This window comes from Nocardioides sp., from assembly GCF_050699375.1.
GTDB lineage: Bacteria > Actinomycetota > Actinomycetes > Propionibacteriales > Nocardioidaceae > Nocardioides.
Window position 1 is genome coordinate 1 of sequence record NZ_JBOHDN010000033.1, and the last position, 9,588, is coordinate 9,588.

Annotated in this window: 9 protein-coding genes and 2 riboswitches; of the genes, 4 read left to right on the forward strand and 5 right to left on the reverse strand. The window is 69.1% G+C overall.

Annotated elements, in window-relative coordinates; translation table 11 throughout:
• Window positions 1-65: 65 nt before the first annotated feature.
• The 3 genes from ACRDPS_RS01770 to ACRDPS_RS01780 are packed head-to-tail and all read right to left on the reverse strand — an operon-like array spanning window position 66 to window position 3,036.
• Window positions 66-1,175: an ABC transporter substrate-binding protein gene (locus ACRDPS_RS01770; protein ID WP_431499896.1), complete on the reverse strand. Its 1,110-nt coding sequence runs from the start codon at window positions 1,173-1,175 to the stop codon at window positions 66-68.
• Window positions 1,172-2,029, reverse strand: coding sequence for an ABC transporter ATP-binding protein (locus ACRDPS_RS01775; protein ID WP_431499897.1), 858 nt, complete (start codon window positions 2,027-2,029; stop codon window positions 1,172-1,174). Before ACRDPS_RS01775 ends, ACRDPS_RS01770 begins: the two co-directional genes overlap by 4 nt.
• On the reverse strand, window positions 2,026-3,036 hold the full coding sequence (locus ACRDPS_RS01780) for a FecCD family ABC transporter permease (protein ID WP_431499898.1): 1,011 nt from the start codon (window positions 3,034-3,036) through the stop codon (window positions 2,026-2,028). The genes ACRDPS_RS01775 and ACRDPS_RS01780 overlap by 4 nt, the downstream gene beginning before the upstream one ends.
• 135 nt (window positions 3,037-3,171) lie before the next feature.
• A riboswitch (cobalamin riboswitch) is annotated at window positions 3,172-3,354 on the reverse strand.
• 88 nt (window positions 3,355-3,442) lie between these two features.
• Window positions 3,443-3,659: riboswitch (cobalamin riboswitch) on the forward strand.
• 111 nt (window positions 3,660-3,770) lie between these two features.
• Here ACRDPS_RS01780 and ACRDPS_RS01785 point away from each other — a divergent pair.
• From ACRDPS_RS01785 to ACRDPS_RS01800, 4 genes are all read left to right on the forward strand, one after another.
• Window positions 3,771-4,826 (forward strand): ribonucleotide-diphosphate reductase subunit beta, encoded by a 1,056-nt coding sequence (locus tag ACRDPS_RS01785; protein WP_431499899.1) that lies wholly within the window; start codon window positions 3,771-3,773, stop codon window positions 4,824-4,826.
• A complete protein-coding gene (locus tag ACRDPS_RS01790; RefSeq protein WP_431499900.1) occupies window positions 4,826-6,520 on the forward strand; it encodes a ribonucleotide reductase N-terminal alpha domain-containing protein in 1,695 nt (564 codons plus the stop codon). Before ACRDPS_RS01785 ends, ACRDPS_RS01790 begins: the two co-directional genes overlap by 1 nt.
• A 254-nt stretch (window positions 6,521-6,774) precedes the next feature.
• Window positions 6,775-7,068, forward strand: coding sequence for a nucleotidyltransferase family protein (locus tag ACRDPS_RS01795; protein WP_431499901.1), 294 nt, complete (start codon window positions 6,775-6,777; stop codon window positions 7,066-7,068).
• 19 nt (window positions 7,069-7,087) lie between these two features.
• Window positions 7,088-7,414, forward strand: coding sequence for a HepT-like ribonuclease domain-containing protein (locus ACRDPS_RS01800; protein ID WP_431499902.1), 327 nt, complete (start codon window positions 7,088-7,090; stop codon window positions 7,412-7,414).
• A 53-nt stretch (window positions 7,415-7,467) separates the two neighbouring features.
• Here the strand turns inward: ACRDPS_RS01800 and ACRDPS_RS01805 are convergent, their stop codons facing one another.
• Together ACRDPS_RS01805 and cobC are read right to left on the reverse strand one after the other, a co-directional pair.
• A complete protein-coding gene (locus ACRDPS_RS01805) occupies window positions 7,468-8,406 on the reverse strand; it encodes a cobalamin biosynthesis protein (protein ID WP_431499903.1) in 939 nt (312 codons plus the stop codon).
• Between the two features lie 100 nt (window positions 8,407-8,506).
• Window positions 8,507-9,538, reverse strand: a complete 1,032-nt coding sequence (gene cobC, locus ACRDPS_RS01810; RefSeq protein ID WP_431499904.1) for an Rv2231c family pyridoxal phosphate-dependent protein CobC — start codon at window positions 9,536-9,538, stop codon at window positions 8,507-8,509.
• Window positions 9,539-9,588: the final 50 nt, after the last annotated feature.

A 9,588-nucleotide genomic window follows, 5' to 3' on the forward strand; every position in this document is an offset into this window, starting at 1 on the left:
CTATTGGATAGGGCGAGTAGTCCTACGAACGACGTGTTACATGCCCGCTTCGGCAGACGCGTGGGTCAGTCCGCTAGCCACTCGTTGCCGGTGAGGTTGGTGAGACCGGTGATGTCCAGGCTCGGCTCGATCCCGGAGTCGGGGGCGAGGCCGAAGTGCTCCAACGAGCGCCGTACCGACTCGGCGGCGTCGATGTTGAGCGGACCGGAGACCCACATCGCGTACGGCAGGTTCACGAACCGGTTCTCCTTGACGGCAGGCAGGTCACGGGAGGCCGGGTTGGACTTCAACACCTTGACCTTCTCCTCGTAGGACTGGCCGGGGTAGTCCACGAAGTAGATGATGTCGGGCTTCGCCGCGGCGAACCGCTCCCAGCCGACCTCGGTCCAGGTGTCCTCGACGTCGGCGGTCGCGTTGGTCACCCCGGCGGTGTCGAAGATGGCCTGCGGCCCGCCGAAGGAGCCGGAGGTGAAGATCGCGTCGGTGCCGGAGTCGAACAGGAAGGCGGTCGGCTTCTTCGCGGGCTGCGGCGCGCTCTCCAGCGCCTTGCGCCGCTCGTCGATGTCGGCGACGACCTTCTGCGCGGTCTCGTCGTGGCCGGTGAGCTCGCCGATGTTGAGCAGGTCGGTACGCAGCGCCTGCCAGGCCTCCATCGTGCCCCGGTCGCCGTCCTCCTGCCGGCAGGTCTCGCTGAGCAGGTAGGTCTCGATGCCTCGCTCCTCCACCATCTCGGGCATCAGGTTGCGCGACTCGCTGAACCCGTAGCCCCAGCCCGCGAACATCATCTGCGGCTGAAGCGCCAGCACGGTCTCCAAGGTCGGGTGGTCCTCCCCCACGACCTCGAGCTCGTCGACCCGGTCCTCGGGATAGGCGAGCTCGAGCAGCTGCTGGTCGCGGGCGATCCCGGTGACGGCGACGAGCTCGTCCCGCGCCCCTACCGCCAGGGCGATGGAGATGATGCCGCCGTCGTAGGCGTAGAGCTCGGTGACCGGCTCGTCGACGGTCACCTTCTCTCCGCAGTTCTCGACGGTGATCGCACCGTCCGCGGTGCCGGCGCTGCCGGATCCGGCTCGGGCGTCCGTGCCGCAGGCCGTGAGAACGGTGGCGCCGAGCGCGAGCGCGGCCAGGCAGGCGAGACGCGTACGCCGCACGGGCCCCGTGCTGAGAGTGGTCATGCGGAGCGTTCCTCCCGATGGTGGATGAGCAGGTGCGACTGGGGCAGGTGCGGATGGGGCACCTGGACGGACCCCACGCCGAAGTGGTGCTCGACCGCGATCGTGTCGAGCACCTCGGCCGGCGCCCCGAGGGCCACCACGGTCGCCGGCCCGGTGTCGGGATCGGCGTCGGGATCGGGGTCCGCGGGGCGCCCGAGGACGGCGATCCGGTCGAAGGAGCGCATCGCGAGGTCGAGGTCGTGGATGGTCGCGACCAGCGTCGTGGCCTGGTCCGCGACCGTACGCAGCAGCCGCAGCTGCCAGGCGACGTCGAGGTGGTTGGTCGGCTCGTCGAGCAGCATCATCGGGCAGCTCTGGGCCAGGCCCCGGGCGAGCACGGCTCGTCGCCGCTCGCCGCCGGAGAGGCTCTCGCAGGGGTCGTCGATGCGGTCGGCCAGCCCGACAGCGTCGAGCGCCGTGCGTACGATCTCGCGCTCCTGCCTCCCGCCGCGTGACCAGGGCCGGGTGCGCGGCACGCGACCCAGCGCCACCATCTCGCCGACGAGCAGCTCGGCCGAGACGACCTCCTCCTGCGGGACGTACGCCAGCCGGCGGGCCCGCTCGCGCGAGGCGACCTGGCTGGTCTCGTGGAGCCGTCCGGTCTCGTCGGCGAGGTAGGCGTGCCCGGAGGTCGGGCGCAGCACCCCGGCGAGGATGCGCAGGAGCGTCGACTTGCCCACGCCGTTGACGCCCACGATGCCGAGACGGCTGCCGACGGGCACGTCGAGGTCGATGTCGCGAAGCACCTCACGGGTGCCCAGGCGGGCCCCGACGCCGCGCAGCCGCAGCACGGTCCCGTCCTCGTGCGCGGTCATCGCGCGCCCCCGAACCGGTAGTGCCCTCGACCCATCAGCAGCAGGAACAGCGGCGCCCCGACGACGCCGGTGACCACACCCAGCGGGATCTCCTGCGGTCGCGCGACCAGCCGCGCCAGCACGTCGACCCACAGCAGGAACAGCCCTCCGCCCAGCGCCGCGACCGGGAGGACGACCCGGTGCCGGGCGCCCACGAGCAGCCGGGTCGCGTGCGGCACGATCAGTCCGACGAACCCGATCCCGCCGCTGACCGCGACCAGGACCCCGACCAGCACGGCCAACCCCACGAACAATGTCGTACGCAGCGCCGCGACGTTCACACCGAGCGAGGCGGCCGTCTCCGGGCCGGCGGCCAGAGCGTCCAGCCACCGGTGCAGCGCCAGCATCCCGAGGCCGAGCACGAGGGTGAGCGCGGCCGGCAGCCAGAGCTTCTCCCAGCTGGCGCCGCCGACGCTGCCGAGCATCCAGAACATCACCGAGTCGGCGGCGCGGGGGTCGTCGCTCATGAAGACCAGGAACGAGGCGATCGCGGAGAGCCCCGAGGAGAGCACCACACCGGAGAGCACCAGCCGGATGGGGGTCAGCCCGCCCTGCGCGGTCGCCACCAGCCAGACCAGCAGCGCCGAGGCGATGGCTCCGAGCAGGGCACCGGTCGAGACGGCGTAGATGCCGAAGCCCGCGAGTGCGCCCGTGGTGATCGCCGCCGTCGCCCCGACCGAGGCGCCGGAGCTGATCCCGAGCAGGAACGGGTCGGCGAGCGGGTTGCGGACCAGCGTCTGCATGCCGGCGCCGGCCACCGCGAGTCCGGCGCCCACGACCAGGGACATCAGCGCCCGGGGCACGCGGAGCTCCCACACGATCACGTCCCATCTGCCCGGTGGGTTGCCCTGGAGCCGGTCACCGACCGCCGCGACGACCTCGCCGACCGGGATCCGCTCCGAGCCGAACGCGAGGGAGACCACGGCGCTGAGCACCGAGGCGAGCAGCAGGCCGAGGACCAACGGCACGAACGGGACGCGTCGGCTCCCGCCGGCACCACGCCTCCTCGCCGCTCTCCGTCGTGCCGGTAGCGGGCGTCGCAGCGGGGCGGTTTCCACGGCTCTCGGCCTCTCAGGTCCTCTGGACCCTGATCGCGAGGGCCGTGACGTACATCTGAGCCGACAGGTTTTCGGACTCGGGATCAACCGACGACGCTGCCTTCCCAGGACCTCAGGTCCCAGTGGCGTCTAGCGTCGCCGTCTCCCTCACCGCTGCGCGCCAGTCCCGGATTCACACCGGAGTTCCCTGGCATCCTTCAGGATGCGTTCGACTCGGAGCAGAGGCTAGCACGGCCGTACCAGCGTCATCGGCGGCGCTGTCGACGACGCGGCGAACCACTAGATCTAGGAAGTTGCATTGCTGTAATTCCTGCATATAGTGGTGCCCGCAGCTGGTTCCTCCCCCTCGGCGACGGGGCGGAGGAGGCAAGAGGGAACCCGGTGAGACTCCGGGACTGCCCCGCAGCGGTGAGTGGGAACGACCGCCGTCACGAAGCACTGGGAGCAAGCCGGCTCCTGGGAAGCGACGGCCAGTAGGACCGAGCACGAGAACGCCCACGAGTCCGAAGACCTGCCAGCGCGCCGCACCCGCCGGGTGCGGTGGTCCGCGACCTCGAGGGAAGGTCTGAGGATCGAGCAGCGCTCGCGACCGGTTCTCCCGGCCGGGCGCCGACGTCCTCTCCTCTCTTCTCCTCGACGCGCGGATGAGCAACACATCCGAGCGGGCCGGGCGGGCCCGCGTACGAAGGGGGGACGATGAGATGATCGACACCGCCGGTCTACCGATCCGCACCGAGAAGTCGGCGTACGTCTTCGACTATCCGATGGCCGAGGACCTGGCCAAGAAGCAGCGCAGCATCTTCTGGACGGCCGAGGAGATCCCGGTCGAGAACGACAAGCAGGACTTCCTGGTCAACATGACCGACGCCGAACAGGCAGCGGTCAAGACCACGCTCAAACTGTTCACCATCTACGAGCTGATCCTCGGCGGCGAGGTGTGGGGCGACCGGCTCTTCCACGCGTTCCCGCGGCCCGAGATCCAGATGATGACCAACGCGTTCTCGTTCGCCGAGCTCAACATGCACGCGCCGTTCTACGCGAAACTCAACAAGGTGCTCATGATCGACACCGAGGAGTTCTACGACTCCTACAAGAACGATCCCGTGCTGGCCGAGCGGATCGCGTTCGTGTGGGACGCGATCGCCGACGAGGACCTCCTCTACGCGCTGAGCGTCTTCACGCTGATGGAGAACTGCGTCCTCTACTCCAGCTTCGCCTTCCTCAAGCACTTCCAGTCCGGCGGGAAGAACCTGCTGCAGAACGTGATCAGCGGCATCAACTTCTCCGCCCGCGACGAGAATCTTCACGCCACCGGCGGCGCCTGGCTGTTCAACATCACCCTCGAGGAGTACGCCGCCACCGTGCCGGCCGACAAGTTCGAGGCCGAGCGCGACGACCTCTTCGCGAGGGTTCGCGACGTGGCCGAGCACCTCTACGCCCACGAGGCCCGCATCGTGGAGATGCTCTTCGCCCACGGGCCGATCCCCGGCATCGACCAGGCCGACCTGGAGGCGTTCGTACGCTCCCGGGTCGACCTGACGCTGGCGAACATGCGGATGGAGCCGCTCTTCGGAGACGAGGACAACCCGATCGCCGAGTGGTTCTACAACGGCATCAACGGCACCCAGTTCCACGACTTCTTCCAGGTCACCGGCAACGAATACAACCGCAACATCGGCGAGACGGAGTTCAGCTTCTGATGAGCAACAGCAACTGGGAGACACTCTCCGCCGAGCGCAAGGCGCTGCAGACCGAGGGCATCGTGCCGGGGTTCATGACCACCGCGGGCTACGCCATGTTCAAGGCGAAGTACACCGTCGAGGGCCAGAGCGTCCGCGACCGCTACGAGACCATCGCGACCACCGCCGGCGAGCTGGCCGACGAGATGTATCCACGCGAGGACGGGGTCGCTTGGGCAGAGCGGTTCTTCGAGGCGATCTGGAACGGCTGGCTCTCGCCCTCCACCCCGGTGCTCTCCAACCTGGGCACGGACCGAGGGCTCCCCGTCTCGTGCGAGGGGTCCTACGTCGAGGACTCGGTCTGGGGCTTCTACGAGACCCTCAAGGAGGCGGCGATCCTCTCCCAGAACGGCTTCGGGACCTCGGCGTACCTCGGTGACGTACGTCCCCGTGGAGCGAAGTTCTCCGACAACGGCAAGGCCAACGGGGTCGTCCCGGTCTTCTGCAACTTCGTCGAGATGACCAACCAGATCAGCCAGGGCGCCACCCGCCGCGGCTCCTGGGCGGGCTATCTGCCCGTGGACCACCCGGACTTCTACGAGCTCGCCGACCTGATCTTCCGCGAGCCGGCCAACAAGAACATCGGCTGGATCTTCAGCCAGGCGTTCATCGACCGGATGCTGGCCGGTGACCGTGACGCGCTGGAGCGCTACCAGCGGGTGCTGAAGATCCGGGTGGTGCTCGGCAAGGGCTACATCTGGAAGGTCGACACCGTCAACGCGGCGCAGACCGAGTCCTATCGGGCCAACGGCCTGGAGAACAAGGCCTCCAACCTGTGCTCGGAGATCACCCTGTTCAGCGACGAGGACCACTCCTACACCTGCGTGCTCTCCTCGCTGAACCTGTCGACCTACGACGAGTGGAAGGACGCCGACACCGCGTACGTCGCGACCGTCTTCCTGGACGCTGTCGCCGAGGCGTTCCTGCGCAAGGCCCGCACCATCCGCGGGCTCGAGCGGGCGGTGCGCTACACCGAGAAGGCCCGCAGCCTGGGTCTGGGCGTGATGGGCTACCACGACTATCTGCAGAAGCAGCGGGTGCCGTTCGAGTCCGACAAGGCCGCGGCGCTGAACAAGGACATCTTCGAGCGGATCTCGTCGCGTGCCGACGCGGCCTCTCGGTGGATGGGGTCGGTGGCCGGGGTGCCCGAATGGTGCGTCGGGCGCCGCAACTCCCACCTGATGGCGATCGCGCCGACGATGAGCACCGCGGTGATCGTGGGCGGCACCAGCCAGGGCATCGAGCCGTACGTCGCGAACGTCTGGAACCAGACCACCTCCGCCGGCGAGATGCCGCGGGCCAACCAGAACCTCGTCGAGGTGATGAAGGAGCGCGGGGTCTACGACCAGGTCCACATCGACGACATCATCGACAACGGCGGCTCCGTGCAGCACGTCTCGTGGCTGGACGAGCACGAGAAGGACGTGTTCAAGACGGGCTATGAGATCGACCAGGAGATCCTGCTCGCCCGGGCCTCGGACCGACAGGTCTTCATCGACCAGGCCCAGTCGCTCAACCTGTTCTTCCAGGCCGACGCGACCCCGCAGTACATCAGCAAGATCCACAAGCGCGCCCTGCTCGACCCGAACATCAAGAGCCTCTACTACCTGCGCTCGCGGGCCGGCATCCAGGCCAGCAAGCAGACCCGCGGCTGACTCCGATCACTACGAAGCTGACCTCTACGAAGAACGGTGAACGACCATGAACGAGAGCCCGACCACGACCACCGACGCCATCGACGACCTCAGCTGGGACGACTGGAGCGACGCTGAGGTCTGCGCCATCGAGAACGGCCCGGACTGTGAGGCGTGTGAGGGCTGAGGAGCGTGGCGACCGAGCGAGGTCGAACGGCGAGCTTGCTCGGTCGTCACGTAAGAAGCGGCCGGTGGCGCTCGTCTAGACTGAACACATGGCTCTGCTCGATGTGGATACTCATCGCTTGCATGAGGTGTGCGAGCGCTACGGCGTCGCCTCGCTAGAGGTCTTCGGCTCGGTCGCCCGCGGCGAGGATCGGCCCGACAGTGACATCGACCTCCTCTATGTCCTCAAGCCCGGCACTCGCCTTGGCTTTCGGATCTTCGACCTCGAGGACGACCTCGCCGAGGTCTTCGGCCGTCCCGTCGACCTGGTCGGGCGAACTTCGGTCAACCGTTACATCCGCGATCAGGTTCTCGCCGACGCCAGGCGCCTCTATGCGGCGTGAGCTCCTGCTGCTGCGTTAGATGCGCGACGCGGCATCGGCGATCCGAGAACTCGTAGGCGACCTGGACACCAGGCAGATCGAGACTGATTCGATACGTCGCGCAGCGCTGCTGTGGCACTTCACGGTTCTCGGAGAGGCAGCCAGCCAGATCTCGGACGCCACTCGCGATGCCGAAGCCGTCATCGCATGGCGCGGTGCGACCAGGACGCGTAACCGCATCGTCCACGGGTATTGGGACATCGACATCGACACGTTGGTCGCGACAGCGGCCGACGACCAACCGACGATGGTCACGGAGCTCGAGCGTCTCATCGACTCGCTCTCGGAACGCGACGCCGAGATCTAGGCTTGTGCGGATAGTCCCTACCCGCACAATCTCCTGGGCGCTGGTCCCCAAGTTCAGCGTCTGCCCCTCCCAGCCGGCGCCACCGCCACCGCCGCTGCGACCAGGACGGCACCGAGGCCGACGTGGCTGGCGAGACGAGTGGCGGCGGGGATGTGACCGGGCCTCGCCGGTGGGCCGGCGCCCATGACGGCACGGTGCTCGACTCGGGTGCCGTAGTAGGTGTTCATGCCGCCCAAACGGGTGTCGAGCGCACCAGCGAACGTGGCCTCGGCAACACCGGAGTTCGGGCTGGGATGGCCAGGCCCATCACGTCGCCAGGCCCCCCACGCGTTCCGGGCACGGCTAGGACGCGCCGCCAGGACGAGCAGGCCGGTGAACCGCGAGCCGGGCAGGTTGAGCAGGTCGTCGAGGCGGGCGCTGGCCCAGCCGAAGTGCTCGTAGCGGTCGTTGTGGTGCCCGACCATCGCGTCCAGGGTGTTGGCGGCGCGGTAGCCCAGCAGGCCGGGTACGCCCGCGATTGCGCCCCACACCAGCGGCGCGACCACCGCGTCGGAGGTGTTCTCGGCGACGCTCTCGACCACGGCCCGGGAGACCTCGGAGGCATCGAGCTCGGCGGTGTCGCGGCCGACGAGGTGGGTCAGTCGTTGCCGCGCGGCCGGGAGATCACCGCGGTCGAGATGGGCGTGGACGGCCAGCGCCTCCCGCTCCAGCGAGCGGCCGCCCAGGACCGCCCAGGTCGCGGCCGCGGTCACCACGATTCTCCCTGCCCGACCGGGGGCGAGTCGCTCCGCGGCGGCACCGAGAACCACCGCTCCCCCGACCAGCGTCGCGGTGTGGAGGACGCCTCGGGCTCGGTCGTCCGCGTACCAGGTCTGTTCGGCCCGCATCGCCACGGTGCCGAACCCGGCGACCGGGTGGAACCGCCGCGGGTCGCCGAGCAGTCGATCCAGGCCGAACCCGAGCAGGAGCCCGAGGGCGCGAGCCGCACTCACCGGAGTCGCCGATCCGCGCGGACCTGTGGAGCGCTATACGTACCTGGTGCGTATAGCGCTCCACAGGTACGGGCCGATGACCCCCTCGGAAGCCGCCGAGTCATGCACTGCTCCTGTCCAGGGCGCGCAAGAGCTGGTCGATGAGCTCGGGCGGGCGTACCGCGATCCGCACCCAGTCCGGGCCGAGGCCGGGGAAGGTGTCGGCGCGGCGGACGGCGATTCCTCGCGCACGCAGGCCCTCACGGACTCCGGCGCCCGGGCGAGCCAGGACGAAGGATGCGGCCGAGGGGACGTACTCGATCTGCTGATCCCGCAGACCCGCCTCGAGGTGGCCGCGCCAGGAGGCGATCTCTTCGGCGCGCGTCCTCGCTTCGGCGCTCGCGCGCTCGGTGGCACAGGCGAGCATCGCGGCGGCGGCGGTGGCCGAGACCGACCATGGCGTACGCACCGCCTCCAGGTCGCTGATAGCGGCGGCGTCGCCGACGACATAGCCGGCGCGTACGCCGGGGATCGACCAGTGCTTCGTCAGGCTCCGGATCACCAGCAAGCCGTCTTCGGGGGCGCCGGTGAGGGTCTCGGGCTCTCCGGGCACCGCGTCCATGAACGCCTCGTCGACCACGACCAGACGGCCGGGACGGAGGAGAGCGAGGAGCGTGGCGGCGGGGTGGAGTACGCCGGTGGGGTTGGTCGGGTTGCCGACGACGACAAGATCCGCATCCTCGGGCACGGCGGCGGGGTCGAGGGCGAACCCGTTCTCAGCTCGGCAATGCACCTCCGTGACTTCGTGGCCGGCCTGTTCGAGCGCCGCGTGCGGCTCGGTGAACTGCGGATGCACGACGACCGGCCCCCGCCATGGCCTGGCCCGGGCGAGCAGCGTGAACGACTCCGCCGCCCCCGCCGTCGGGAGCACCTCGTCGCGGGCGCGGCCGTGGTGCTTCGCAAGCGCCTTCCGCGCCGGCTCATCGTCGGGATAGGCGATGGATCCGAGCGAGTCGTGCAGCGCCGTCTCCAGCCACGCCGGCCGACCGCCGGGGTAGACGTTCACCGCGAAATCGAGCAGCCCATCCCCCACCTCGACATCGCCGTGGTGCCGCAGCGGATCCGGCAGCGGGCCGTCAGTGGCGGCGGGCATTTTCCCGCCATGGCGGGATTCTGCGGTCGAACCGTCGCTCACTGAGTCGC

Bases quoted from the DNA above. Each gene is read 5' to 3' on its own strand.
- ACRDPS_RS01770 (WP_431499896.1), bottom strand. From the start codon at position 1,175: ATGACCACTCTCAGCACGGGGCCCGTGCGGCGTACGCGTCTCGCCTGC.
- ACRDPS_RS01775 (WP_431499897.1), bottom strand. From the start codon at position 2,029: ATGACCGCGCACGAGGACGGGACCGTGCTGCGGCTGCGCGGCGTCGGG.
- ACRDPS_RS01785 (WP_431499899.1), top strand. From the start codon at position 3,771: ATGAGCAACACATCCGAGCGGGCCGGGCGGGCCCGCGTACGAAGGGGG.
- ACRDPS_RS01790 (WP_431499900.1), top strand. From the start codon at position 4,826: ATGAGCAACAGCAACTGGGAGACACTCTCCGCCGAGCGCAAGGCGCTG.
- ACRDPS_RS01795 (WP_431499901.1), top strand. From the start codon at position 6,775: ATGGCTCTGCTCGATGTGGATACTCATCGCTTGCATGAGGTGTGCGAG.
- ACRDPS_RS01800 (WP_431499902.1), top strand. From the start codon at position 7,088: ATGCGCGACGCGGCATCGGCGATCCGAGAACTCGTAGGCGACCTGGAC.
- cobC (WP_431499904.1), bottom strand. From the start codon at position 9,538: ATGCCCGCCGCCACTGACGGCCCGCTGCCGGATCCGCTGCGGCACCAC.